Source organism: Streptomyces sp. NPDC006235 (assembly GCF_040613735.1).
In the GTDB taxonomy this organism is placed as follows: Bacteria; Actinomycetota; Actinomycetes; order Streptomycetales; family Streptomycetaceae; genus Streptomyces.
Window position 1 is genome coordinate 47,832 of the sequence record NZ_JBEXSR010000020.1, and the last position, 25,858, is coordinate 73,689.

The 25,858-nt window shown below is 71.2% G+C and carries 22 protein-coding genes; 10 read left to right on the top strand and 12 right to left on the bottom strand.

Features of this window, described 5'->3' with window-relative positions; translation table 11 throughout:
• Positions 1-62 precede the first annotated feature (62 nt).
• Positions 63-1,754 (top strand): sodium:solute symporter family protein, encoded by a 1,692-nt coding sequence (locus ABZ192_RS23255; protein WP_356926365.1) that lies wholly within the window; start codon positions 63-65, stop codon positions 1,752-1,754.
• Between the two features lie 20 nt (positions 1,755-1,774).
• Positions 1,775-2,092 carry a hypothetical protein gene (locus ABZ192_RS23260; protein WP_356926366.1) on the top strand — a complete coding sequence of 106 codons (318 nt, stop codon included), beginning with the start codon at positions 1,775-1,777 and terminating at the stop codon, positions 2,090-2,092.
• 155 nt (positions 2,093-2,247) lie between these two features.
• Here the strand turns inward: ABZ192_RS23260 and ABZ192_RS23265 are convergent, their stop codons facing one another.
• The 11 genes from ABZ192_RS23265 to rsmI all read right to left on the bottom strand — a co-directional run bounded on the left by ABZ192_RS23265 (position 2,248) and on the right by rsmI (position 16,261).
• Positions 2,248-2,940, bottom strand: coding sequence for a response regulator transcription factor (locus ABZ192_RS23265; RefSeq protein WP_356926367.1), 693 nt, complete (start codon positions 2,938-2,940; stop codon positions 2,248-2,250).
• A gap of 239 nt (positions 2,941-3,179) precedes the next feature.
• A complete protein-coding gene (locus tag ABZ192_RS23270; protein ID WP_356926368.1) occupies positions 3,180-4,970 on the bottom strand; it encodes a PQQ-binding-like beta-propeller repeat protein in 1,791 nt (596 codons plus the stop codon).
• A 64-nt stretch (positions 4,971-5,034) separates the two neighbouring features.
• A complete protein-coding gene (locus ABZ192_RS23275; protein WP_356926369.1) occupies positions 5,035-6,798 on the bottom strand; it encodes a PQQ-binding-like beta-propeller repeat protein in 1,764 nt (587 codons plus the stop codon).
• Between the two features lie 192 nt (positions 6,799-6,990).
• Positions 6,991-8,799 (bottom strand): ABC-F family ATP-binding cassette domain-containing protein, encoded by a 1,809-nt coding sequence (locus ABZ192_RS23280; RefSeq protein WP_356926370.1) that lies wholly within the window; start codon positions 8,797-8,799, stop codon positions 6,991-6,993.
• A 71-nt stretch (positions 8,800-8,870) separates the two neighbouring features.
• Positions 8,871-10,112, bottom strand: coding sequence for a HEAT repeat domain-containing protein (locus tag ABZ192_RS23285; protein WP_356926371.1), 1,242 nt, complete (start codon positions 10,110-10,112; stop codon positions 8,871-8,873).
• Between the two features lie 67 nt (positions 10,113-10,179).
• On the bottom strand, positions 10,180-11,079 hold the full coding sequence (locus ABZ192_RS23290) for a 4-(cytidine 5'-diphospho)-2-C-methyl-D-erythritol kinase (protein ID WP_356926372.1): 900 nt from the start codon (positions 11,077-11,079) through the stop codon (positions 10,180-10,182).
• Positions 11,076-11,963 (bottom strand): 16S rRNA (adenine(1518)-N(6)/adenine(1519)-N(6))-dimethyltransferase RsmA, encoded by an 888-nt coding sequence (gene rsmA, locus ABZ192_RS23295; RefSeq protein ID WP_356926373.1) that lies wholly within the window; start codon positions 11,961-11,963, stop codon positions 11,076-11,078. Before rsmA ends, ABZ192_RS23290 begins: the two co-directional genes overlap by 4 nt.
• Before the next feature lie 200 nt (positions 11,964-12,163).
• Complete coding sequence (locus ABZ192_RS23300) at positions 12,164-13,606, bottom strand: ubiquitin-like domain-containing protein (RefSeq protein WP_356926374.1); 1,443 nt, start codon at positions 13,604-13,606, stop codon at positions 12,164-12,166.
• A gap of 130 nt (positions 13,607-13,736) precedes the next feature.
• On the bottom strand, positions 13,737-14,618 hold the full coding sequence (locus tag ABZ192_RS23305) for a TatD family hydrolase (RefSeq protein WP_356926375.1): 882 nt from the start codon (positions 14,616-14,618) through the stop codon (positions 13,737-13,739).
• A 79-nt stretch (positions 14,619-14,697) separates the two neighbouring features.
• Positions 14,698-15,126, bottom strand: coding sequence for a hypothetical protein (locus ABZ192_RS23310; protein ID WP_356926376.1), 429 nt, complete (start codon positions 15,124-15,126; stop codon positions 14,698-14,700).
• A gap of 286 nt (positions 15,127-15,412) precedes the next feature.
• The gene (rsmI, locus tag ABZ192_RS23315) at positions 15,413-16,261 is read right to left on the bottom strand and encodes a 16S rRNA (cytidine(1402)-2'-O)-methyltransferase (protein WP_356926377.1); all 849 of its coding nucleotides are present in this window, start codon (positions 16,259-16,261) and stop codon (positions 15,413-15,415) included.
• Positions 16,262-16,373: 112 nt separating this feature from the next.
• Here rsmI and ABZ192_RS23320 point away from each other — a divergent pair, with 112 nt between their 5' ends.
• The 3 genes from ABZ192_RS23320 to ABZ192_RS23330 all read left to right on the top strand — a co-directional run bounded on the left by ABZ192_RS23320 (position 16,374) and on the right by ABZ192_RS23330 (position 21,653).
• Entirely contained in the window at positions 16,374-18,119 is a 1,746-nt protein-coding gene (locus tag ABZ192_RS23320; RefSeq protein ID WP_356926378.1) for a phospholipid carrier-dependent glycosyltransferase, read from the top strand.
• Positions 18,120-18,251: 132 nt separating this feature from the next.
• Positions 18,252-19,883, top strand: a complete 1,632-nt coding sequence (locus ABZ192_RS23325) for a penicillin-binding transpeptidase domain-containing protein (protein WP_356926379.1) — start codon at positions 18,252-18,254, stop codon at positions 19,881-19,883.
• Between the two features lie 96 nt (positions 19,884-19,979).
• The gene (locus tag ABZ192_RS23330) at positions 19,980-21,653 is read left to right on the top strand and encodes a penicillin-binding transpeptidase domain-containing protein (RefSeq protein WP_356926380.1); all 1,674 of its coding nucleotides are present in this window, start codon (positions 19,980-19,982) and stop codon (positions 21,651-21,653) included.
• Positions 21,654-21,681: 28 nt separating this feature from the next.
• Here the strand turns inward: ABZ192_RS23330 and ABZ192_RS23335 are convergent, their stop codons facing one another.
• Positions 21,682-22,047, bottom strand: a complete 366-nt coding sequence (locus ABZ192_RS23335; protein ID WP_356926381.1) for an SsgA family sporulation/cell division regulator — start codon at positions 22,045-22,047, stop codon at positions 21,682-21,684.
• Between the two features lie 169 nt (positions 22,048-22,216).
• Here ABZ192_RS23335 and ABZ192_RS23340 point away from each other — a divergent pair, with 169 nt between their 5' ends.
• The 5 genes from ABZ192_RS23340 to ABZ192_RS23360 all read left to right on the top strand — a co-directional run bounded on the left by ABZ192_RS23340 (position 22,217) and on the right by ABZ192_RS23360 (position 25,852).
• The gene (locus ABZ192_RS23340; RefSeq protein ID WP_356926382.1) at positions 22,217-23,320 is read left to right on the top strand and encodes an energy-coupling factor ABC transporter permease; all 1,104 of its coding nucleotides are present in this window, start codon (positions 22,217-22,219) and stop codon (positions 23,318-23,320) included.
• A 1-nt stretch (position 23,321) separates the two neighbouring features.
• Entirely contained in the window at positions 23,322-24,083 is a 762-nt protein-coding gene (gene cbiQ / locus ABZ192_RS23345; RefSeq protein ID WP_356926383.1) for a cobalt ECF transporter T component CbiQ, read from the top strand.
• On the top strand, positions 24,071-24,841 hold the full coding sequence (locus ABZ192_RS23350; RefSeq protein WP_356926384.1) for an ABC transporter ATP-binding protein: 771 nt from the start codon (positions 24,071-24,073) through the stop codon (positions 24,839-24,841). The genes cbiQ and ABZ192_RS23350 overlap by 13 nt, the downstream gene beginning before the upstream one ends.
• Complete coding sequence (locus ABZ192_RS23355; RefSeq protein ID WP_356926385.1) at positions 24,838-25,299, top strand: MarR family transcriptional regulator; 462 nt, start codon at positions 24,838-24,840, stop codon at positions 25,297-25,299. The genes ABZ192_RS23350 and ABZ192_RS23355 overlap by 4 nt, the downstream gene beginning before the upstream one ends.
• Positions 25,300-25,405: 106 nt before the next feature.
• Complete coding sequence (locus ABZ192_RS23360; protein ID WP_356926386.1) at positions 25,406-25,852, top strand: organic hydroperoxide resistance protein; 447 nt, start codon at positions 25,406-25,408, stop codon at positions 25,850-25,852.
• Positions 25,853-25,858 lie beyond the last annotated feature (6 nt).

The window sequence follows — 25,858 nt, forward strand, 5'->3', positions numbered from 1 at the left end:
ATATCTGAAGGCGGAGGCGTAGATTCCGCGGCGTATCGGTTCGCGCAACGAAGCGAGGGCTCATGCATCCCCCCACGCATACCCCCACCCACCTGGCAGCCGAGCTGCGACTCCCCACGAACTGGCTCGACTACACGATCCTCGGCATCTACTTCGTCGTCGTCCTCGGCATCGGCTTCGCCGCCCGCCGCTCGGTGAAGACCAGCCTCGACTTCTTCCTCTCCGGCCGTTCCCTGCCCGCCTGGGTCACCGGCCTGGCGTTCATCGCCGCCAACCTGGGCGCCACCGAGATCCTCGGCATGGCCGCCAACAGCGCGCAGTACGGCGTCTACACCACGCACTGGTACTGGATCGGCGCCATCCCGGCCATGGTCTTCCTCGGCCTGGTGATGATGCCCTTCTACTACGGCTCCAAGGTCCGCTCGGTCCCCGAGTTCCTGCTGCTGCGCTTCGACAAGGCGGCACACCTGCTCAGCTCGGTGCTCTTCGCCTGCGCCGCCATCCTCATCGCCGGCGTCAACCTCTACGCCCTGGCCATCGTCGTCGAGGCGCTGCTCGGCTGGCCGCAGTGGGTGGCCATCGTGGTCGCCGGCTTCTTCGTCCTGGCGTACATCACGCTCGGCGGTCTGTCCTCGGCGATCTACAACGAGGTCCTGCAGTTCTTCGTGATCCTCGCCGCGCTCATCCCCATCTCGGTGCTCGGCCTGAAGAAGGTGGGCGGCTGGGACGGCCTGTCCGACTCCCTCACCCGGTCCCACGGCGCCGACTTCATGACCTCCTGGGGCGGCACGGGCATCGGCAGCGCCAACCCACTGGGCGCGAACTGGCTGACGATCGTCCTGGGCCTCGGCTTCGTGCTCTCCTTCGGCTACTGGACGACGAACTTCGCGGAGGTGCAGCGCGCCCTGTCTGCGAAGAACCTCTCGGCGGCCCAGCGCACCCCGCTCATCGCCGCGTTCCCGAAGATCTTCATCGTGTTCCTGGTGATGATCCCGGGTCTGGTCGCCGCGGTGCTGGTCCCGAAGATCGGTACGTCCGGCTCCGACCTGCAGTACAACGACGCGATCCCCTATCTGATGGAGCAGTTGCTGCCGAACGGGGTGCTGGGCATCGCCGTGACCGGTCTCCTCGCGGCCTTCATGGCGGGCATGGCGGCGAACGTGTCGTCGTTCAACACGGTGTTCACGACCGACATCTGGGCGAAGTACGTGGTGAAGGGGCGGGAGGACGAGTACTACGTCCGCTTCGGCCGCCTGATCACCGCGATCGGAGTCCTGGCCTCCATCGGCACGGCGTTCCTGGCGTCGTCCTTCTCCAACATCATGAGCTACCTCCAGACGCTGTTCTCCTTCTTCAACGTGCCGATGTTCGTCGTCTTCATCATCGGCATGTTCTGGAGGCGGACGTCGATGAAGTCGGGCTTCTGGGGTCTGCTCGCCGGCACCACGGCCGCGATGGTCAACTACTTCGTCCTCTACAAGCAGGACATCGTCGACATCCCCTCCGACCAGGGGGCCAACTTCGTCTCGGCCATCGCGGGGTTCGTCGCGGGCGCGGTCGTCATGGTGGTGGTGTCGCTCTTCACCGCGCCGAAACCGGCCGAGGAACTCCAGGGGCTGGTCTACGGCACGTCCTCGCCCGGCATGGCGGAGCCGCCGGCGCCGGGGGACGAGGCCTGGTACCGCAAGCCGGCGCTGCTGGGCTGGGGCGCGGTCGTCCTGGCCGCGGCCTGCTACATCCCGTTCTCGTTCTGACCCAGGGAGGCTGACAGAACATGTCCGAGTTCTACTCCGAGAAGGACGTGCAGCGGGAAGTCACCGAGCTGCAGGGCAAGTCGGCGACGGCCGCGCGGCTGTTCGACATCCGGCGGATCATCGGTGGGCTGTTCGTGGTCTACGGGGTGATCGTCACGATCGCGGGGATCACGGCGTCCGATGCCGACCTCGACAAGGCGGAGGGTGTGAACATCAACCTGTGGACCGGGTTGGGGATGCTCGCGCTGGGGGTGTTCTTCCTGGTCTGGCTGAAGCTGAGGCCTGTGACACCTCCGCCGCCGAGTGCGGTGCCGGGGGACGATGAGCGCGTGGAGTAGCCCTGCGTTGTGCGGTACTCGGCACTGGTGCTGAGGGCGGATGGGTGCGCAAATTCGGCGCGCCGAGGTGCCGCTGCGCCCACCCGTGCCGCCTGGGGGCACCTCCCAGGCCCTTAAGGCACTGGCGGAGGCGCGACTGCCCGCAGCTCAGCACATCACGGCTCCGGGTCCGGCGCTCGTGAGATCGGGCCCGCCCGGTCCAGCAGCCCTGTCCTCGCCGCCAGTGCCGCTGCTTCCAGGCGGGAGCCTACGCCCAGTTTCATCAGGACCCGTTGGACGTGGGTGCGGGCCGTGGAGGGGGCGATGCCCATGCCCGCCGCGATCAGGCGGGTGTCCTCGCCGTCGGCGACGCGTACCAGGACCTCGACCTCCCGCGGCGTGAGCATCGACAGCAACCGCTGGCCCTCGTCGTCCGGTTGGGCCGCCGGGTTGAGCAACTCGCTGAACGCGCCCTGCAGCAGTTGCGGCGCCACCGCCGCCTCCCCCGCCCGGGCCTTCATGATCGCCCGCTCGACACCCTCTATGCGCTCGTCATGACGTACGTAGCCCGACGCCCCCGCGGCGAAGGCGGCCGCGATGCCGCGCGGGCTGGGCACCGGACCCAGGACCAGGACCGCCACCTGCGGACGCTCCCGCTTGATCCGCACCACCGGGTCGAAGATCCCCGGCTCCGCCGGCGTGGCCGTCCCCAGCAGGCACACCTCCGGCGCCCGCGTGATCACCAGCTCCGCCGCCCCCGCGGCCGGCGCCGCCGCGGCCAGCACCCGGTGCCCGCGCAGCTTCAGCGCCGAGGCCAGCGCCTCCGCCAGCAGTCGGTGGTCGTCGACCACCATGAGCCGCACTCCCATCGAGTAACCCCCCAGTCACCCCGGTCCCCCCAGATGGAAGCCCCCCGGCTCCCCCGCCTTCATGCCCCCGGAAGCTACACGCTTGTTCGACGTCGCGCTCCCCCTACCGGCGAGAATCGCCCCGATCGTCGAAATTCCTCTCATACGAGGTTGACCGAACCAAACGCGAACGGTCCCGCCCCTGAACAGGGACGGGACCGTACCCGCACTCAGTCGATCACCGAGCGGACACCGGGCGATCAGCTCGTACCGAAGCCGACCGCCAGGTACTCCTTCTCCCTCGTACTGCTGGTCCGCTTGCTGGCGTACACCTTGGACATGAACAGGTGCCCGTCGCCGAACAGCAACTCGGAGTACTCCGGCGACATGCCCGCCTCCACGTCCCGCACCGAGTCGTTCGCCGGGTTCTCCAGCAGCTTCGTCTGCTTGAAGCTGCCCCCGTCGATGCTGACGATCTGCCCGCCCTTGTCGTACGGCGGCCGCTTGTAAGCGATCAGGTTGCCGCCGTCCATGCGCAGCGGCGAGATCGTGTAGCCGTCGCCCGCGTCGGCCCGCTGCCCGGTCTGCTTGCCGGTGGTGAGGTCGAAGGCGACGATCTCGTTGGTCTGGCTGTACTCGCCGGTGCCGTCGTGCTCCTCGGTCGGCAGGTACAACCGGTCGTTGCCGACGGCCAGCTGGGTGCAGTACTCGATGCGGGTGACGCCTTCGCAGCGGGCCGCGAACTGCTCACCCGGGGCGGAGATGCGCGTGCGCAGCTTGCCGGTCCTGTTGTCGATGGAGAAGAAGTCGGAGATGCCGCTGCCGTCGCCCGCGGAGTCGCCGACGTCGGCGGCCACGACGAGCGGGTCGGTCGACACGATGCTCGCGTACTCGATGCCCTGGGTCATCTTGTACTCCGAGATCACCTTCCCGGACTTCGGGTCGATGGTCTGGATGTGCAACTGCCGCTGCTCGTACGTGCCGCACTTGCGCACCGCGACCAGCTTCTCGCCGCCGCCGTACCCGGCGTCGTAGCAGGAGTCGGTCGGCTTGGGGCTCCACAGGAGCTTGCCGGACAGGTCGAAGGCGGCGCCGCCGCTGGTGCTGCCGACGGCGACGGTGTTGCCGCTGATCGTGACGTTGTCGAAGCTGATCAGCTGGTCACCGGTCTTGACGGTCTTCGTCCACAGCCTCTTGCCGGCGTCGAGATCGATCACGGCGAGCTGGCTGCACCCGTGCGACGGGTCGGCCTTGGTCGGCATCGCGGGCTGGTAGAGGATCGCCGTCTTGTTGTCGTACGTGACGTGGCGGCTGGCCTGGCAGACCGGCCCGTCCAGCGGGATCGTCCACTGCTCGGCGCCCTTGTCGCGGTCGTAGCCGACGATCTCGGCGACGCCGCTCTTGGCGTACGTCTTGTCGGTGAGCCACGAGCCGGAGACGACGACCGTGCTGTCGTTCTTCACCTCCGGCATCGGGACCTGGAAGAGGACCTTGGCGCCCGTGTCGGCCGGGGCCTTCTCCTTGCCGCCGGCGGTGGTGCCGCCGTTGTTGTCGTCCGTGCCGCCGGTGGTGCCGCCGGAGCTGGCCGTGTCGTCCTTCTTGCCGTCGTCCTTGGACGTGGAGTACCAGACGCCGCCGCCGACGATCAGGGCGATCGCCACGACAGCGGCGACGATGATGGCCAGCTGCGCGTTGAACTTCCGCCCCCCGCCCGGCTGTCCGGGCTGCGGCTGGAGCGGCATGGTCGGCTGCTGATAGCCGTAACCGGGCTGCCCGTATCCCGGCTGGCCGTATCCCGGCTGCCCGTAAGGCGCCTGCGGCGGCTGCTGGCCGGGATAGCCGTAGCCGGGCGGCGGCTGGGGCGCCTGTGGAGCCTGTGGAGCGCCCTGCGGATAGCCGTACCCGGGCTGCGGCTGCTGCGCGGGCGGCGGGGGCGGCGTCTGCGGAGCCTGCGGGTAGCCGTACCCCGGCTGCGGGGGCTGGTCCTGGGGTGGCCCGAAGCCACCCCCGGGCGGGGGCTGTTGAGGCGGCGGAGGCGGCGGCTGGGTCATGGCGTGAGTACCTCGGGGAAGGGGACGGACGACGAAGGCGAAGGCAGGAGCGGGAGGGGAAGAGTCACTTGCCGTAGGCGAGCATCAACTTCTCCTTCGTGTCGTCGTTTCCGCTCAGCCGGGTGGTCGAGATGTAGAAGCGCCCGTCGACCCAGTCGGTGTCCTTGGAGAAGAAGCCGTTCTCGATGTCCGCCGCGCCCTGCGGGTTCTGGAGCAGCTTGACCGGCTTGTGGCCACTGCCGCCGGTCGGGATGGACACGATCTGGCCGCCCGCGTCGTACGACGGCTCCACATAGGCGATGAGCTTGCCGCCCTCGACCTTCATCGGCAGCATCGATTCGTCGGCCGGGGACTTCACCCGCCACTTCTCCTTGCCGTCGGCGAGGTTGACCGCGACGATCTCGTTGGCGCCGGTGGTCGCCTCCGTCGGGAGGTAGAGCGTGGTGTCGTCGACGGCGACGCCCTGGCAGCCCTGGAGGTCGCGTTCGAGGATGGCCCAGCCGCACTCGGGGGCGAAGTCCTCGTCGAAGCCGACCTGCGAGCGGAACTTGCCGCCGGAGGTGAAGGTGGAGATGTTCCAGGCCTTCTTGTCCTTGTTGGTGCTGTAGACGACCAGCGGGCTCACCGAGTAGGTGCGCGCGACCCGCCAGCCCTTGTCGAACGGCTGGGTCCACTTGGCGTCGCCGGTGCGCGGGTCGAGCTCCTGGACCTCGTCGTGCTCCTTCGAGGTGCCGGCGCCGCAGGAGGAGACGGCGATCAGCTTCTCGCCGCCGGCGAACGCGGAGGGGAAGCAGGCGGCGCCGTACTTCTTCTTGTCGAAGAGCTTGTCGCCGCTGGTGACGTCGTAGGCCGTGCCGGACTGGGAGCGGCCCACCATCAGCGTCTTGCCGGTGATGGACAGTTCGACGGAGAGCGTGGAGTCGAACAGGGCGCCGTCGGCGATCTCCTGCTTCCAGCCCTTGTCGCCGGTGTCGAGGTCGATCTCCTGGAGCTGGTTGCACTTGGCGCGGTCGCTGCTGCCGCTCATGTACGCGACGAAGATCTTGTCGTCGGACGTCTTCTGCGGGGTCGTCGCGCAGATCTTCTGCGGGAAGGTGATCGCGTCCCAGGTGGGCTTGCCGTCAGCGACGTTGTAGGCGAAGAGCTGCTTGTACGCCGCCTTCACCGCGGTCTTGTCGGTGATCCACATGCCGGCGGCGTCGGCGCCGGAACCGGGCGCGTCGGGCGCCTCCTTGTACCAGAGGACCTTCGCCTCGCCCGCCTGGCGGCCCTCGTTGAGGTTCTCCGGGTCCTCGCCGCCGTCGCCGCTGCCGTCACCGGGGTTGACCGGGGCGGAGGAGGCGGGCTTGCCGTCGTCGGTCGGCTGGGCGACGGGCTTCTTCTCGTCCTTGCCGTCGTCGCCGCCGGTGACCGCCCACACGGTGCCGCCGACCAGGAGCAGCGCGGCCACGGCGGCGCCGATGATCAGGGCGGGCTTGCCCTTGAAGGGGTTGCCGGAGCCGCCCCCGGGCGGGGTACCGGGCGCGCCGGGGTACTGCGGCTGCTGCGGGTAGCCGTAGCCGGGCTGGCCGTACGGGCCCGGCTGCTGCGGCTGGCCGTAGGGGCCGGAGTTGTAGGGTCCCGGCTGCCCGTACGGCCCGGGCTGCTGCGGGGGCTGCTGGGGATAGCCGTATCCGGGCTGCGGCGGCCCCTGCGGGGGCGGCGGCGTCTGGGGCGGTCCCTGGGGCGGCGGCGGGGTCTGCGGTGCCCCGAAGCCACCGCCCTGCGGTGGCTGGTTCTGCGGTGCTCCGAAGCCACCGTGCGGTGGCTGATTGGGCGGCTGAGTCATCAGCGGCTCCCCCGTTCGATCACTGATTTTTAGCCACGCCCTGAGGTACGCAATGGGCTCAGAGTCGCTTCATAAAGTTCTAAGACGGCTCTTTCTATCACCCCGTTCCGACGACGGACCGGGCCGTATCACCCCCTGTTCCCAAGGGAGGACCGGCCCGTGATGCCGTCGTTATGCGCCTTCACGCACCCTTCACGCGTCCTCGGCGAGTTCCAGCCAGCGCATCTCCAGCTCCTCGCGCTGACCGGCCAACTCGCGCAGCTCGGCATCCAGTTCGGCCACCTTCGAGAAGTCCGTGGCGTTTTCGGCGATCTGGGCGTGGAGCTTGGTCTCCCGCTCGGAGACCTTGTCGAGCTGCCGCTCGATCTTCTGGAGTTCCTTCTTGGCGGCGCGCTGGTCGGCGGCGCTCTTCTCCGGGGCGGCGGTCCGCGGCGCCGCGGCGGGCGTCGAGGCGGCCGCGGCCTCCTCCATGCGCTGCCGGCGCTCCAGGTATTCGTCGATGCCGCGCGGCAGCATCCGCAGGGTGCCGTCGCCGAGCAGCGCGAACACCCGGTCGGTGGTGCGCTCGATGAAGAACCGGTCGTGGGAGATGACGATCATCGAGCCGGGCCAGCCGTCGAGCACGTCCTCCAGCTGCGTCAGCGTCTCGATGTCGAGGTCGTTGGTGGGCTCGTCCAGGAAGAGGACGTTGGGCTCGTCCATGAGCAGCCGCAGCAGCTGGAGCCGCCGCCGCTCACCGCCGGACAGGTCCCCGACCGGCGTCCACTGCTTCTCCTTGGTGAAGCCGAACGTCTCGCACAGCTGCCCGGCCGTCATCTCGCGCCCCTTGCCCAGGTCGACGCGCTCGCGCACCTGCTGCACGGCCTCCAGCACGCGCGTGGCCGGGTCGAGTTCGGCGACCTCCTGGGAGAGGTAGGCCAGCTTCACTGTCCTGCCGACGCGGATGCGCCCGCCCACCGGCTGGGCGTCGCCGTCGGTCCGGGCCGCCTCGGCCATGGCCCGCAGCAGGGACGTCTTCCCGGCGCCGTTGACGCCGACGAGACCGATCCGGTCGCCGGGCCCGAGCTGCCAGGTGACGTGCTTGAGGAGAACCTTGGGACCGGCTTGGACGGTGATGTCCTCCAGGTCGAAGACGGTCTTGCCGAGCCGCGTGGACGCGAACCGCATCAGTTCACTGCTGTCGCGGGGCGGTGGTACGTCCTTGATGAGCTCGTTGGCGGCCTCGACGCGGAAGCGCGGCTTGGACGTACGGGCGGGTGCCCCGCGGCGCAGCCAGGCCAGCTCCTTGCGGACGAGGTTCTGCCGCTTGACCTCCTCGGTGGCGGCGATGCGCTCGCGCTCGGCCCGGGCGAAGACGTAGTCGGAGTAGCCGCCCTCGTACTCGTAGACGTTTCCGCGCTGGACGTCCCACATGCGCGTGCACACCTGGTCCAGGAACCAGCGGTCGTGGGTGACGCAGACGAGCGCGGACCGGCGGTTCTGCAGATGCCGGGCGAGCCAGGCGATGCCCTCGACGTCGAGGTGGTTGGTGGGCTCGTCGAGGATGAGCAGGTCCTGCTCCTCGATGAGCAGCTTGGCGAGGGCGATGCGGCGCCGCTCACCGCCGGACAGCGGCCCGATGACGGTGTCGAGCCCCTTGGGGAACCCCGGCAGGTCGAGCCCGCCGAACAGGCCGGTCAGGACGTCCCTGACCTTGGCGACGCCCGCCCACTCGTGGTCGGCCATGTCGCCGATGACCTCGTGGCGGACGGTGGCCTCCGGGTCGAGGGAGTCGTGCTGGGTGAGCACGCCGATGCGCAGTCCGCCGGAGTGCGTGACGCGGCCGGTGTCGGCCTCCTCCAGCCTGGCGAGCATGCGGATCAGCGTGGTCTTGCCGTCGCCGTTGCGGCCCACCACGCCGATGCGTTCCCCTTCGGAGACGCCGAGGGAGACGCCGTCGAGCAGGGCACGGGTGCCGTACACCTTGCTGACGTTCTCGACATTGACCAGGTTGACGGCCATTTCTCTCCTGACGAGGGGGGTGGATCGACCCTCCAGGGTAGTCGGGCGGGGCAGTGCTCCGTCCGGGGTCGTCAGGAGCCCCAGGCGGCCTCCTGGCGGCGCTGGTACCGCCACACGTCCATCAGCCTCTCGTCGAACGGCAGCTCGGCGTCGACGGGACCGATCCGGTGCTCGGCCTCCACGCAGCGCGGATCGTCGCGGTAGGCCAGGCCGGACACGGCGTCGATGCGGACCGACTGCCGCTCGTCATGAGTGAGCGCGACCAGCGCGTCCCCGACCTCGGGCTCGCGCCCCCGGTAGTGCGCGAGCCAGCGGCACGCCGCCTCACGTACGCCGGGGTCCTCGTCACGGGCCAGAGTGAGCACGGCGGTGAGGCTCTCGGGGCGGGCCAGGGACCGGCCGTCCTCGGACAGCTCCAGGGCGTCCGTGACCAGGGCGCGTACCCGGGGGTCCGGGTGGGCGAGGTGCGACAGGCCGACCGCCTCGATCTCCGGGGCCCTGTCGTGGGTCATCGCCTGGAAGATGACCGCCAGCACCTCCGGGTCCTCCTCCTGTTCGGCCCAGGGCACGAGTTCCCTCCCCCGCTCCCAGAACGGGGCGCGTCCCGTGACGAGGTCTCCGAAGATCAGCGACAGCAGCAGGTCGGCGGCGAGGAGGCGGTGCAGCCGGTCGGGGTGGTTGAGCAGGTCCCTGCTCCAGTGCCAGGTCTCCTCGTCGACCCGGCGGCCCAGCGTGAAGACCACGTCGGACCACACGAGGTGGTCCCGGTCGGGGTGGGCGAGGGCACGCGCGACCAGTTCGTCGAAGGACGTACGGATCCCGTAGCGCTCTTCCATGGAGGTGAGCACCGCCCGGTGCTCGTCGCGCACGGTCAGCCCGCCGAGCGTGAGCTGCTCGCACCAGCAGCCGACCTCGTCGTCCTCGACCCGGATCCGCTCGACGGGCCCGGTGAGGCCGGTGAGTCGGCGCAGCTCCGCCTCTACGCCCGTTTCCACCCAGTGCCGGGCGCGGGCCAGCAACCCGTCGCGCTCCGGCGCGGGGAGCGGCACCCGGTGGGAGGCGAGCGCGTAGACCATGTGATGTGATCCGCCGTCCACGGCCCGCAGCAGCGGGGTGCTCCCGTCGGGCAGCCGGCGCAGGGGGTCGGCACCGGCCTGGAGCAGCGCTTCGGCCACGGGTTCGTCGTACGCCGCCACGGCCCTGCACAGCACCGGGAGGCCGTCGTCGAGGGTCTCGGGGTCGGCCCCTGACTCCAGCAGCGCCCGGACCTCGTCCGTGTCCGCGCGTCGTACGGCCGCGACCAGTTCTTCCACGCCTGCGCCCCCATGGTCGAGAACAACCGGGGGAGCGTACGTGCCGGGAACCGGCCGCCGCACGGGATCAACGCCCGGCGACCGTCGCCCCGGGTGCCGGACCCGACGCCGTCCGTACGGTCCGGCACGTGCCGGAGGCCGCCAGCGCCTGCGCGACCGCCGCCGCCGACTCCGGGTCGCGGACGAGGAACGCCGTGGTCGGGCCCGAGCCGGAGACCAGGGCGGCGAGGGCGCCGGCGGCGCGGCCCGTGGCCAGGGTGCCGGCGAGTTCCGGGAAGAGGGAGAGGGCGGCGGGCTGGAGGTCGTTGGAGACGGCGGCGGCGAGCGCGTCCGGGTCGCCCTTCGCCAGTGCGGCGAGGAGTTCCTGGGAGGCGACGGGCTCGGGGATGTCCGTGCCCTCGCCGAGCCGGTCGAACTCCCGGAACACGGCCGGGGTGGACAGGCCGCGGCCGGCCATCGCGAACACCCAGTGGAAGGTACCGCCGACCTCCAGGGGCGTCAGCTGCTCGCCCCGCCCGATGCCCAGCGCGGCCCCGCCGACCAGGCTGAACGGCACGTCACTGCCCAACTCGGCGCAGATGTCGAGGAGTTCCTCCCGGGAGGCGCCGGTCCCCCACAGCGCGCCGCAGGCGACGAGCGCGCCGGCGCCGTCCGCGCTGCCGCCCGCCATGCCGCCGGCGACGGGGATGTCCTTGGCGATGTGGATGTGGACGTCGGGCGTGCGGCCGTACCGCCCGGCGAGCGCCTCGGCCGCCCGCGCGGCCAGGTTCGTACGGTCCAGGGGGACCTGGTCGGCGTCCGGGCCCTCGCAGGTGAGGCGGAGCTCGTCGGCCGGGGTGACGGTGACCTCGTCGTAGAGGCCGACCGCGAGGAAGACGTTGGCCAGGGGGTGGAAGCCGTCGGGGCGGGCGGGGCCGACCGCCAGCTGGACGTTGACCTTGGCGGGGACCCGGACCGTCACGCTCACGCGGACTCCTCCTGCTGGTGCTGGTTCTGCTTGTGCTCGGCGATCCGCGCGAACTCCTCCACGGTCAGCGACTCGCCCCGCGCCTGCGGTGAGACCCCTGCGGCGACGAGGGCCGCTTCCGCGGCGGCGGCGGACCCGGCCCAGCCGGCGAGCGCGGCCCGCAGCGTCTTGCGGCGCTGGGCGAAGGCGGCGTCGACGACGGCGAACACCTCACGCCGCGAAGCCGTTGTCTTCAGCGGCTCGGCCCGGCGGACGAGGGAGACCAGGCCGCTGTCGACGTTGGGCGCCGGCCAGAAGACGTTCCGCCCGATGGCACCGGCCCGCTTGACCTCGGCGTACCAGTTGGCCTTGACCGACGGGACGCCGTACACCTTGGAGCCGGGCGGGGCGGCGAGGCGGTCGGCGACCTCCGACTGGACCATGACCAGGGTGCGCTCGATGCTCGGGAAGGCTTCGAGCATGTGCAGCAGGACCGGGACGGCCACGTTGTAGGGGAGATTGGCGACCAGCGCGGTCGGGGCGGGGCCGGGCAGCTCCGTGACGTGCATCGCGTCGGAGTGGACGAGGGCGAAGCGGTCGGCCCGGTCGGGCATGCGGGCCGTGATGGTCGCGGGCAGGGCGGCGGCGAGCACGTCGTCGATCTCGACGGCCGTGACGTGGTCGGCGACCTCCAGCAGGGCGAGCGTCAGTGACCCGAGGCCCGGGCCGACCTCGACGACCACGTCGTCGGGGTGGACCTGTGCGGTGCGGACGATGCGGCGGACGGTGTTCGCGTCGATCACGAAGTTCTGGCCGCGTTGTTTGGTGGGGCGTACGCCGAGGGCTGCCGCGAGTTCGCGGACGTCGGCGGGGCCTAGGAGGGCGTCGGGGGTGGGGCTGGTCACGGGGACAAGGGTACGGGGGGTTTGGGGGCCGGGTTTCTTGGTGCTCGGCCTGGGGGCTGGGGGCGGGGCGTTGCGCAGCCCAGCGGTGCGGGGGGGGCGGCGATGGTGCTGGGGTCGGGTGGGTCCGCAGCCCGGCGGAGCGGGGTGCCGCTGCGCCCACCCGTGCCGCCCCAGCGGCACGACTGCCCGCAGCTAGGGCGTCACCCGTGCAGGCGGCCTCCGCAGTGCGGCCATGGGCTCGCACCCCGCCGTACGTACAGCTTCTTCGCGCGGTAGGTCTGTTCCGCCGCCGGGGCGTCCTGGGGGCGGCCCTTGCCGCCGAGGTCCTGCCAGGTGTGGGTGTCGAACTGGTACAGGCCACCGTAGGTGCCCGACGAGTCGACCGCGTCGGGGCGGCCGCCGGACTCGCAGGCCGCGAGGCCCTGCCAGTCGAGGTGGTCGGCGCCCTCGACGGACGCCGGTCGCGGCTTGGTGCCGACCTTCACCAGCTGCGGGTGCGGCTCGCGCACCACCTCGGACCTGATCCGGCGCGGCTTCTGCTTGACGCCGTTGACGGTGCGCAGGGAGTAGGTGACCCGGCGCAGGCCGGGCCGGCCCGCCTCCTCGACGACCTCCGTGCCGCGGAACAGGGTCGGGTCGTCGGTCCGCCGCACCTGGAACGGGATCGGCTCCTCACGGACCTCCCTGCCGCCGGTGATCCGCAGCACCGTGACGGTCTGCCCGTCGCGCGGGAAGCTCCCCTGCGGGACCGACGTGGTGTCCTGGCCGCGCAGGGTGATCCCGGCCTTCTCGACGGCCTCCCGCACGGTCGCCGCGTTGGTGCGGACGGTGCGGGCCCGGCCGTCCGCCATGATCGTGACGGTGCGCTCGGTCCGCACGTCCAGCGCGAGACCTTCCCGCCCGATACGCCGGGAGCGCGAAGTGGACACGTACGCGCCCTCCTGTCGCACCCCCAGCTGCCGGAGCGCCCCCTCCACGGTGTGCGCCGTCGTCCACACCTCGCTGCGCTGGCCGTCGAGGGTGAGCCGCACGGGGCGGCCGTAGCGCACGGCGACCTCGTCGCCGCTGGCGATCTCCGTGCCGGGGCGGGGCGCCACCACGTCGTGGGCTCCGACGTCGACGCCCTCCTCGGCCAACAGCTCGGTGACGTCGTCGGCGAAGGTGTGCAGCGTGCGCGCCTTGCCGTCGACGTTCAGCTCGATCGCCTTGTCCTTGGCGACGAACGCCGTGGTGCCGCCCGCCAGGAAGGCGACGACCAGGGCCTGCGGGAGCAGCCGGCGCATGGAGCCGTCGCCCGGCCGCTCGACGTACCGCGCCTTGCGCCGGCGCGCGGGCCGCCGGTGCGAGCCGGTGCGCGACTCGGCGCGGGCTTCGGCGCGGGCTTCGGCGCGCGCCTCCGCGCGCGTGGTGCGCGGGGCAGGCACCTCGTAGGCGGGCCGGTAGGTGTCCTGGTAGGCGGCGGGCGTCCCGGGCGTCGTCCCGTACCCGAGCGTCTCGGCGCCGTACGGATCGGCGGGCGGCGCGTCGAAACCGCCGTACAGCGTGTCCGCGTAGGCCGGGCCGGACGGCTCATAGGCCTTGTGCGCCTCGTAAGTCTCGTACGTGTTGTACGTCTCGTATGTCTCGTACCGCGAGTTGCTCACGCCGACACGCTCCAGGGGCCGGAGGGGGTCCAGAGGGGTCCGGATCGGGCCCACAGAACCTAGCGGAGCGTTCGTCACTCTCCAAAGCGACGCGACTACGCACAGTCGTACGGTGAGGCGGGCGGGAGGGTCAGTAACCGAACGCCCGTGCCGTGTTCGCCGAGAGAGCCGTCGCCAGCGTGTCCTCGTCGATGCCGCGCACCTCGGCCATGGCCCGCACCGTGATCGGCACGAGGTACGGGGCGTTGGGCCGGCCGCGGTACGGCACCGGCGTGAGGAAGGGCGCGTCCGTCTCCACCAGCAGCAGCTCCAGCGGGGCCACCGCCACCGCGTCCCGCAGGTTCTGGGCGTTCTTGAAGGTGACGTTGCCGGCGAAGGACATGAAGTAGCCCGCGCTCGCGCAGATCCGCGCCATCTCGGCGTCCCCGGAGTAGCAGTGGAAGACGGTCCGCTCGGGGGCGCCCTCCTCCTTCAGGACGCGCAGGACGTCGTCGTGGGCCTCGCGGTCGTGGATGACCAGGGCCTTGCCGTGCCGCTTGGCGATCTCGATGTGGGCGCGGAAGGACCTCTCCTGCGCCTCCTTGCCCTCGGGGCCGGTGCGGAAGTAGTCGAGGCCCGTCTCACCGACGCCCTTGACCTGCTCCAGCGCGGCCAGCCGGTCGATCTCGGCGAGCGCCTCGTCCAGGGCCGCCCGGCCTCCGGGTTCGCGCGCGCCCTGCCTCGACCAGCCGTCGGGGTCGCCGTGGACGATCCGGGGCGCCTCGTTCGGGTGCAGGGCGACCGTCGCGTGGACGGCGTCGTACGCCGCCGCCGTCTCGGCCGCCCAGCGGGAGCCCTTGAGGTCGCAGCCGACCTGCACGACGGTCGTCACTCCGACGGACGCCGCCTTCGCCAGCGCCTCCTCGACCGTGCCGGACTGCATGTCCAGGTGGGTGTGGGAGTCGGCGACCGGCACCCGGAGGGGTTCCGGGAGCGGGGGCGCGGCATGCTTGCCGGAGTCATTCGAAGGCATGCCCCGATCCTACGAAAGGGGTACGCCCTCCCCGATGGGGGAGGACCGGGGAGGGCGTCGACAAGGGGAGCCGGACGGGTCAGCTCGCCTTGCGCTGGAAGGGGTGCAGCAGGTCGGACAGATGCCAGTGGTGGTCCTCGCGCTGTTCCTGCTCACCCGCGCCCTCGCCCTCGGCGTCCGCCGTCGGGGCCTCCACAGGGCCGGCCTGCGGGGGCACGCGGTGGGGCCGGTGCGCCGCGTTGCGCGCCGACTCGACCCGCCCGGGCCGCATGATCCGCACGATGTGTCCGTCGCAGTTCTGGCACGTGGGCTTGCTCAGCGGGGAGGGCACGACCTGGCCGTCCGCCACGTAGAGGACGAACTCGTGCCCCGCGGCGTCCGTGTGGTGCTCTATCTCGTACGACTGCTCCCAGCCGTACCCGCAGCGCATGCACGCGAAGGAGTACGACTCGTTGACGACGGCACTCGCACCGGCGCGGAGCCCGGTCCGCCCTGTGATCTCACTCATGCCAGCTCCTGTTCCGCTGTGGCGTGAGGACGATTCCGCCCCCGCAACCCAGTGGACTCCTCAGCCGGACCGAAGGCAGCAGACCTGTCGACTAATTGGCCCCGATTTGGGCCTCCCTTGCCTCACGGGCAGATCACCTTTGCCCACCCATGGGGCGCACGCTCAAACGACATGCGCCCTGCTCAGAGGGGGTTTGGTATCCAACCCCAGGGGCGCGGGGAACTGCGCGCTCAACCACACACCACCCGCACCCCGCACACCACTCCAGCCCCCACCCCGAACCCGGCTACCCCCCGGCGTTCTTCGCGGCAACCACCGCATCGAACACCACCCTCTTCGGCACCCCGGCCTCGACCGCCACCGCGGCAATGGCCTCCTTGCGCCGCTCCCCCGCCTCCTCCCGCACCCGGACCCTCCGCACGAGCTCCTCGGGCCCGATCTCCTCGGGCCCTTTCTCGGGCGCCCCCTCCACCACGACGGTGATCTCCCCGCGCACACCCTCCGCGGCCCACGCGGCGAGCTCCCCCAGCCCGCCCCGCCGGACCTCCTCGTACGTCTTGGTCAGCTCCCGGCACACCGCGGCCCGCCGCTCGGCCCCGAAGACCTCGGCCATCGCCGCGAGCGTGTCGTCGAGCCGGTGCGGAGCCTCGAAGTAGACGAGCGTGCGCCGCTCCCCGGCCACCTCCCGCAGCCGCCCCAGCCGCTCCCCCGCCTTGCGCGGCAGGAACCCCTCGAAGCAGAACCGGTCGACGGGCAGCCCCGACAGCGCGAGCGCGGTGAGCACGGCGGACGGCCCGGGCACGGCGGTGACCCGGACGTCCCGCTCCACGGCGGCGGCGACCAGCCGGTACCCGGGGTCCGACACCGACGGCATCCCGGCATCCGTGACGAGCAGCACACGCGCCCCGCCCACCAGTTCCTCGACCAGCTCCGGGGTCCGCGCGGTCTCGTTGCCCTCGAAGTACGACACCACCCGCCCCTTGGGCGTGACGCCGAGCGCCTGGGTCAGCCGCCGCAGCCGCCGTGTGTCCTCGGCGGCGACGACATCGGCTCCGGCCAGTTCCTCGGCGAGCCGGGGCGGGGCGTCCGCGATGTCGCCGATGGGGGTGCCTGCGAGTACGAGGGTTCCGGTCACGCCCTCCATCCTCCCAGGGGCCGGGGACGCAGACTCCGCCCAGGGGCGGAGGATGGGGACGCATACCGGCCATGCACGGGACTCACACAGCACGGTTCCCTACGATGGCGCGGTGACCAGTACCGCGTCCTCCACGGACACCCGGCAGGACCAGGCGCCGCACGAGCAGCGGCCGTCCTGGCAGCAGCGGCTGCGCCGCTTCGGCTACCAGCAGCCACGAAGCGACGCCGGTGACGTCCGTGACCGGCTGGTGCCGCCGTACACCGAGCCCGGCCCGCGCCTGTGGGCCGCGCTCGGCATCCCGCACACCCTCGCGGGGCGGCTGGTGCGCTGGTCGGGCTGGATCGGCCCGTTGCTCGTCACCCTGCTGGCGGGGGTGCTGCGGTTCTGGAACCTGGGCAACCCCAAGGCGGTGATATTCGACGAGACGTACTACGCCAAGGACGCGTGGGCGCTCGTCCACCGCGGTTTCGAGGTCAACTGGGACAAGAACGCCAACGACCTGGTCCTCTCGTCGGGCGGGCACGTCACCATCCCGACGGACGCGGCGTACGTCGTGCATCCGCCGGTCGGCAAGTACGTCATCGGGCTGGGCGAGCTGCTGTTCGGTTTCGACCCGTTCGGCTGGCGGTTCATGACGGCGCTGCTCGGCACGCTGTCGGTGCTGCTGCTGTGCCGGATCGGCCGCCGGCTGTTCCGCTCCACGTTCCTGGGGTGCCTGGCGGGCGCGCTGATGGCGGTGGACGGCCTGCACTTCGTGATGAGCCGCACGGCGCTGCTCGACGGCGTGCTGATGTTCTTCGTGCTGGCCGCGTTCGGCTGTCTGCTCATCGACCGGGACCGGGCGCGCGGGAAACTCGCCGCGGCGCTCCCGGTGGACGCCGACGGCCGGGTCCGGCCCGACCGGTACGTCGCCGAGACGGCCCGCCTGGGCTGGCGCCCCTGGCGCTGGGCGGCGGGCCTGATGCTGGGCCTGGCCTTCGCCACGAAGTGGAACGGTCTGTACATCCTGGCCGCGTTCTGCCTGATGGCGGTCCTGTGGGACGTCGGCTCGCGCCGGGTGGCCGGCGCCCGGCACCCGTACTCGGCGGTGCTCAGGCGCGACACGGGCCTGGCGTTCCTCGCCACGGTCCCGGTCGCGATCGTCACCTACGTGCTGTCCTGGACCGGCTGGATCCTCTCCGCCACCGACGGCAAGGGCGGCTACTTCCGCAACTGGGCCGCGACCGACGGCAAGGGCGGCAACTGGACCTTCCTGCCCGACTGGCTGCGCAGCCTGTGGCACTACGAGCACCAGGTGTACGAGTTCCACGTCGGCCTGTCCTCGCCGCACACCTACCAGTCCAACCCGTGGAGCTGGCTGGTCCTGGGCCGCCCGGTGTCGTACTTCTACGAGTCGCCGGCGCCCGGCAAGGACGGCTGCCCGGCCGACGCCGGCGAGAAGTGCGCCCGCGAGGTCCTGGCCCTCGGCACGCCCCTGCTGTGGTGGGTCGCCTGCTTCGCGGTCCTCTACGTGCTGTGGCGCTGGCTGTTCCGCCGAGACTGGCGCGCGGGCGCCATCGCCTGCGGCATCGCGGCCGGCTACCTGCCCTGGTTCATGTACCAGGAGCGCACGATCTTCTTCTTCTACGCCATCGTCTTCCTGCCGTTCCTGTGCCTGGCGGTGGCCATGCTCCTCGGCGCGATCATCGGCCCGCCCCGCTCCACCGACACCCGCCGCGTCGTCGGCGCCACGGCCGCGGGCGTCCTCGTCCTGCTGATCGCGTGGAACTTCATCTACTTCTGGCCCCTGTACACCGGCACCGCCATCCCGATCGACGACTGGCGGGCTCGGATGTGGCTGGACACGTGGGTCTAGCCGCCTGCCTTCGGTCAAAAATCGAAAACGCCTGTGCCGACAGCAACCGCTTGTGCATAGAGTGCTCCCGGATCGAGCTTTCTGAACACGTTCAAAGGAGCGTGTGAAGCTCAACGGGGAGGGGACCGCCTCATGGGCAGGGGGGTCAAGGCCGCCGTCATAGGCGGTGTGTTCGCGGTGATGGTGGGCGGGGCCGGGTACGGGGCCTACAACATCATGAGCGCGCTGAGCGGTGACGGGGGCGGCACGAGCGGGGTGGCCGCGGAGAAGAAGTCGGGGCCGCCCGACAAGGACGAGGTCGCAAAGACCACGGCCGAGTTCTTCGCGGCCTGGGAGAAGGGCGAGGCCGCGGCTGCGGCGGCGTACACGAACAACGACGCGGCCGCCGAGCAGCTGCTGACCGCCTTCGGGGACGACGCGCACATCACCGACGTGAAGATCACGCCCGGCACGGCGGCCGGCACCACCGTGCCCTACACGGTGAAGGCGAAGGTGGCCTACGGCGGGAAGTCGAAGCCGCTGAAGTACAGCAGCAAGCTGACGGTCGTGCGCGGTCTCACCAGCGGGCGGGCGCTGGTCGACTGGCAGCCGTCCGTCGTGCACCCGGAGTTGAAGAAGGACGACACCCTCGTCACGGAGCGGTCGGACAGCCCGCCCATCGAGGCGGTCGGCCGTGACGGCTCGGAGCTGACGAAGGAGAAGTACCCCTCCCTCGGCCCCGTCCTGGACGCCCTGCGTGAGAAGTTCGGGCGGAAGGCCGGCGGCTCCTCCGGCATCGAGCTGGTCGTCCGGCACAGCGGGAGCGCTCCCGACACCCCGCTGCTGACCCTCGCCGAGGGCAAGCCCGGCAAGCTCACCACCACGATCAGCCCGAGCGCCCAGGCGGCGGCCGAGAAGGCGGTCAAGCGGTTCGCCCAGTCGTCGGTGGTGGCCGTCAAGCCGAGCACCGGTGAGGTGCTGGCCGTGGCGAACAACCGCACGGACGGCTTCAACGCGGCCTTCGAGGGCCGGACCGCACCCGGCTCCACGATGAAGATCATCACCGCCGCGATGCTCATCGACAACGGCGTGACCTCGATGAGCGGCCCGGCACCCTGCCCGCCCACGGCCACGTGGCAGAGCCAGACCTTCCACAACCTCAAGGGCATGGAGCCCAACGAGAAGGCCACCCTGGCCGACAGCTTCCTGCGGTCCTGCAACACCGCCTTCATCAAGCTCATCGACGAGAAGCCGCTCACGGACGCCTCGCTGAACCAGGAGGCCGAGCAGCACTTCGGGCTCGGGCAGGACAACTGGAAGACCGGCGTCGTCTCCTTCGACGGCAGCGTCCCCGCGGTCGGCGGGCCGGACCGCGCGGCCGGTGCCATCGGGCAGGGCCAGGTGCAGATGAGTCCGCTGAACATGGCCTCGGTGACGGCGACCGCGATCACCGGCACCTTCCGTCAGCCCTATCTCGTCTCGCCGAGGCTGGACGACCGGCAACTGGCCCAGGCCGAGGGCCTGAAGGCGAGCACCGTCGCCCAGCTGAAGCAGATGATGCGGCTCACCGCGACCCAGGGCACCGCCCAGGAGGCCATGGCCGGACTCGGCGGCGACATCGGCGCCAAGACCGGTTCCGCCGAGGTCGACGGGAACGCCAAGTCCAACAGCTGGTTCACCGGATTCCGGAACGACGTCGCGGCGGCGGCCATGACCGAGGAGGGCGGCCACGGCGGCGACGCGGCCGGGCCGATTGTCGCAGCCGTGCTACGAACAGGTGGCTGATCTCACCTCCGCGGGACGGGACTCTAGGGTGGTGGCCGTCGTTGGGACAGCCGAGGGCAACGGGGACCCTGGGGATTCGTGGAGGAACGAACAGCAGTGGGCAACAGAAGGCGCGTCGCCGAACGAGGGAAGACGAGGCCCGCCGTGATCGGCGGGATGATCGCCGTGGTCGTCGGCGGTGCCGGGTTCGGCGCCTACGCGCTGTACGGCGCCGGCGCGTCGGCCGACGACGGCACCCGAGCGGCCTCCACGGACCAGAAGCCCAAGGTGAAGACCGGGCCCCTGTCGGCGACCGAGGTCACCACCACCGCCCGGACCTTCCTCACCGCCTGGCAGTCGGGGAAGGTCACCGAGGCCGCCGCGGCCACCGACGACTCGGCGGCGGCCACGTCCCTGCTCACCGGCTACGCCAAGGACGCCCGTATCAAGGACGTCACCCTCACCCCGGGCAAGCCCGCGGGTGACAAGGTGCCGTTCTCCGTCAAGGGCACGGTGTCGTACAAGGACACCGAGAAGCCGCTGGCGTACGACAGCGCGCTGACCGTCGTCCGCCGTACGAGCGACGGGAAGCCGCTGGTCGACTGGCACGCGGCGGTCGTCCACCCCGACCTGAAGGACGGCGACAAGCTGGTCACCGGCGAGGCGGGCACGCCCCCGGTCAAGGCCCTCGACCGGGACGGCGGCGAACTGACCGAGAAGAAGTACGCCTCGATCGGACCCATCCTGGACGGGCTGCGCGAGAAGTACGGCAAGGAGGCCGGCGGCAAGGCCGGCATCGAACTGCGGGTCGTGCGCGGGAAGTCCGCCGCGTCGGACGACCTGTCCGACAAGACCCTGCTGGAGCTGAGCAAGGGCACGCCGGGCACGGTGAAGACCACGCTGGACCCGGCCCTCCAGGCGGCGGCCGAGAAGCAGGTCGCGAAGAAGGCCCGGTCGTCGGTGGCCGTGGTGCGGCCCTCGACCGGCGAGATCCTGGCCGCGGCCAACGCCTCCCCCGGCTTCAACACCGCCTTCCAGGGCTCCCTCGCGCCCGGCTCGACGATGAAGGTCATCACCTCGTCGCTGCTGATCGAGAAGGGCCTGGCCTCGGCGGACAAGAAGCACCCGTGCCCGAAGTACTTCACGTACGGGCACTGGAAGTTCCAGAACGACAAGAAGTTCGAGATCAAGGACGGCACGTTCAAGGCGAGCTTCGCCCGCTCCTGCAACACGGCCTTCATCAGCCAGGCGCCCAAGCTCGAGGACGACGACCTGACCAAGCAGGCCCAGCAGGTCTTCGGCCTGGGGATGAACAACTGGGCCATCGGTGTGCCGTCCTTCGACGGCGCGGTGCCGGTGCAGTCGGCGGCCCAGATGGGCGCCTCGCTCATCGGGCAGGGCGGCGTCCGGATGAACCCGCTGAACATGGCGTCGGTGTCGGCGACGGTCAAGTCCGGCACCTTCCGCCAGCCGTACCTGGTCTCCCCGGACGTGGACGGCCGCAAGCTCGCCACGGCCTCGCGCAAGATGTCGGCGGGCACGCTGTCCCAGCTGCGGGAGCTGATGGCGTACACGGCCGACTACGGCACGGCCGCGGAGGCGATGGCCGGGGTGGGCGGCGACGCCGGCGCGAAGACCGGGTCCGCCGAGGTCGACGGCCAGAAGAAGCCGAACGGCTGGTTCACCGCCTACCGGGGCGACCTGGCGGCGGCGGGTGTGGTCCAGCAGGGCGGGCACGGCGGTTCGACGGCCGGTCCGATCGTGGCGGCGCTGCTGAAGGCGGGCGGCTGAGCCCGGAGGCCTGACGCCCGAGCCGGGCTCAGTGTGTGACCGGTTCCGCGGCGGCCGTGTACGTCCGCCGCAGGAACCGCAGCAGCGCCTGCCGCTCGAACTGCACCACCGACACGCCCTGCGCGGAGTGGAACTCCACGACGGCCTGTACCCGGCCGCACGGCCACACCCGCACCTCACCGCTGCCCGTGGGGGCCCGCAGCCCCTCCTCCAGCAGCCGGCGGTCGAAGGTCCACTCCCGGCCCCCGGTCCCGGGCAGACGGATCCGGACACTGCGCGGATCGCGCTCGGGGTCGTACCGCAGCGTCACCGGAACCGCTTCCAGCTCGTCGGTCAGCGGGACGGCCGTGTCCGTGACGATGTGGGCTCGCGCGTACTGCTCGACTACGGACATCGGACGGCCCCTTCACCGTGCGCTACCTGTGTGGAGACTGTGCGTCCACTCCCTCTCCAATGTCGCATATTTTCCGGATCGCGCCCCCGGAGGCCGGAGATATCGCACGTGAGGTAAAACAAGCAACCCGCTCTTGCAAAGCATTCGCATCAAGCCACATCATCGAACGGTGCATGTACCCGACGGATTCATCAACGCGCCCACCTCCGCCGCCACCGGTGTGATCGCCGCGGGCGCCGTCGCCGTGAGCCTGCGCGGTGCCCGCCGCGAACTCGACGAGCGGACGGCACCGCTGGCCGGACTCGTCGCGGCGTTCATCTTCGCCGTGCAGATGCTGAACTTCCCCGTCGCGGCGGGGACCAGCGGCCATCTGCTCGGCGGTGCGCTCGCCGCGATACTCGTCGGCCCCTACACCGGGGTCCTGTGCGTCTCCGTCGTCCTGCTCATGCAGGGCATCCTCTTCGCGGACGGCGGTCTGACCGCGCTCGGCGTGAACATCACCAACATGGCGATCGTCACCACGGTCGTCGCCTACGCCCTCTTCCGCGGCCTGGTGAAGGTGCTGCCCCGCACCCGCCGGTCGGTCACCGTGGCCTCGTTCGTCGCCGCCCTGGTCTCCGTCCCGGCCGCCGCCCTGGCGTTCACGCTGATGTACGCGGTCGGCGGCACCACCGACGTGTCGATCGGCAAGGTCGCCACCGCGATGATCGGCGTGCACGTCCTGATCGGCATCGGCGAGGCCGTGATCACCGCGCTGACCGTCGGCTCCGTCATCGCCGTCCGCCCCGACCTGGTGTACGGGGCGCGCGGCCTGACGCAGAAGCTCAAGCTGCGGGTGAACGGCGAGCTGGTCGACGCGCCCGGCTCCGAGCCCGCGCCCGTGGCCGCCCGGACCTCGCACCGCAAGGTGTGGGCCGCGGGCCTGGCCGCCTCCGTGGTCCTGGCCGGGTTCGTCAGCTTCTACGCCTCCGCGAACCCGGACGGCCTGGAGAAGGTCGCCGCCGACCACGGCATCGACAAGAAGACCGAGGAGCACGCCGTCGCCCACTCCCCGCTCGCCGACTACGGCGTCAAGGACGTCGACGACGCCCGTCTGTCCGGCGGGCTGGCGGGCGTCATCGGCGTGGGCGTCACGGTCGTCGCCGGCAGCGCGGTCTTCTGGGCCGTCCGCCGCCGCCGTGACGACGACGCCTCCCCGTCGAACACGACGGACGTGCCGGGAGCGACGGACGCGCCGGACTCGACGAGCAGCACGAGCACCACGAGCGCCTGACATGGGAGCGGGGCACGCGCACAAGCTCTACCGGCACGGGCACTCGCCCGTGCACGGTCTGCCGCCGCACACCAAACTCGCCGCCGTGTTCGCGTTCGTGGTGGTCGTGGTGTCGACGCCGCGCGAGGCCATGTGGGCCTTCGGGCTGTACGCCGTCCTGCTCGGGACCGTCGCGTACGTCGCGCGGGTGCCCGCCGGGTTCCTGCTGCGGCGGCTGCTGATCGAGGTGCCGTTCGTCGCGTTCGCGGTGCTGATGCCGTTCGTGGCGGAGGGCGAGCGGATCGACGTCCTCGGTCTGTCCCTGAGCGTCAACGGCCTGTGGGGCGCCTGGAACGTGCTCGCCAAGGGCACGCTCGGCGTCGCCGCCTCCGTGCTCCTCGCCGCCACCACCGAACTGCGCGAACTGCTCCTCGGCCTGCAGCGGCTCAAGCTCCCGCCGCTCCTCGTACAGATCGCCTCCTTCATGATCCGCTACGGTGACGTCATCACCGACGAGATGCGGCGCATGCGGATCGCCCGGGAATCCCGCGGCTTCGAGGCGAAGGGCGTCCGCCACTGGGGCGTCCTGGCCAAGTCCGCGGGCGCCCTGTTCATCCGCTCCTACGAGCGCGGCGAGCGCGTGCACCTGGCCATGGTCAGCCGCGGGTACGCCGGCTCCATGCCGGTCATCGACGAGGTGACCGCGTCCCGGGCGCAGTGGTCGTACGCCCTCGCCCTGCCCTGCGCGGCCCTCGTCGTGTGTCTGCTGGGATGGACCCTGTGACTGCTGATGTGACGCCTTCCCTGGACGTGGCCGGACTGGCCTTCGCCTACCCCGACGGGCACCAGGCCCTCTTCGGGGTCGACTTCTCGATCGCGCGCGGCGAGCGGGTCGCGCTGCTCGGTCCGAACGGCGCCGGCAAGACGACCCTCGTGCTCCACCTCAACGGCATCCTGACCGGCGGCACCGGCACCGTGAAGGTGGCCGGACTGCCCGTCGGCAGGCAGCACATGGCTCAGATCCGGCGCCGGGTCGGCATCGTCTTCCAGGACCCGGACGACCAGCTCTTCATGCCGACCGTCCGGGAGGACGTGGCGTTCGGGCCCGCGGCGGCCGGACTGAAGGGGCCGGAGCTGGAGCAGCGCGTGGACCGGGCGCTGGAGCGGGTCGGCATGGCGGAGTTCAAGGACCGCCCGCCGCACCACCTCTCCTTCGGGCAGCGCCGCCGGGTGGCCGTCGCGACCGTCCTCGCCATGGAACCGGAGATCCTCGTCCTCGACGAGCCCTCCTCCAACCTCGACCCCGCCTCCCGCCGCGAACTGGCCGACATTCTGCGGTCGTTGGACGTGACCGTGCTGATGGTCACGCACGACCTGCCGTACGCCCTGGAGCTGTGCCCGCGCTCCCTGATCCTCAGTGAGGGCGTGATCGCGGCGGACGGTCCGACCGGCGAGCTGCTCTCCGACGAGGACCTGATGCGCGCCCACCGGCTGGAGCTGCCGTTCGGCTTCGATCCGCGTTCGGTGACAATGGGCGCGTGACGAACGAGGAGACCGAGGGCTCGCTGCTGCTGGACGACCAGCTCTGCTTCGCGCTGTACGCGGCCCAGCGGGCGGTGACGTCCGCCTACCGCCCCCTCCTCGACGAGCTCGGCCTCACCTATCCGCAGTACCTGGTCCTGCTGGTCCTGTGGGAACGCGGTGAGACCACGGTCAAGGAGCTGGCCGCCGCGCTGAGGCTCGACTACGGCACGGTTTCGCCGCTGCTCAAGCGGCTGGAGAGCCTGGGACTCGTCCGCCGGGAGCGCGCGGCGCACGACGAGCGCTCGGTGCTGGTCGCCTGCACCGGACCGGGGGAGGAGCTGCGGGAGCGCGCGGCGGGCGTGCCGGGCGCCCTGCTCGCGGCGACGGGGCTCGCTCCACCAGAGGTCGCGCGTCTGCGCGAAGAGCTGTGGCGGCTGGCGGAGGCATCGCAGGCAGCCCCGAACCGCCCGCACTGATCGCCCGTTACCCTCGGTTATCACCCCCTGCTGAGCAGACGCTTTCCTACTGGCCGGTACCTTGTGCGCGATGTATTAGTGCGCACCTGTTCTGGGGGATCCAGCCATGACCGACGCCGCCGCCGTCGACACCCGCCCGACGAAGATCATGTACGTGGCCGAGGCCACCGCCCACGGCGGCCGCGAGGGCTATGTCACCAGCCAGGACGGCCAGATCGACCTCAGGGTCGCGATGCCCCCGCAGCTCGGCGGCGACGGCGCCGGCACCAACCCGGAACAGCTCTTCGCGGCCGGCTACAGCTCCTGCTTCCACAACGCGCTGATCCTGGTCGGCAACCGCGAGGGCTACGACCTGACCGGCTCGACGGTCTCGGCGAAGGTCGGCATCGGCCCCAACAAGCAGCACGGCTACGGCCTCGCGGTCGCCCTGAGCGTCTCGCTGCCCGTCCTCGACCCGGGCCTCGCGGGCAAGCTGGTGGACGCGGCCCACGAGGTCTGCCCGTACTCGAACGCGACCCGCGGGAACATCGACGTGACGATCGTGCTTGGTTGAAAGGGG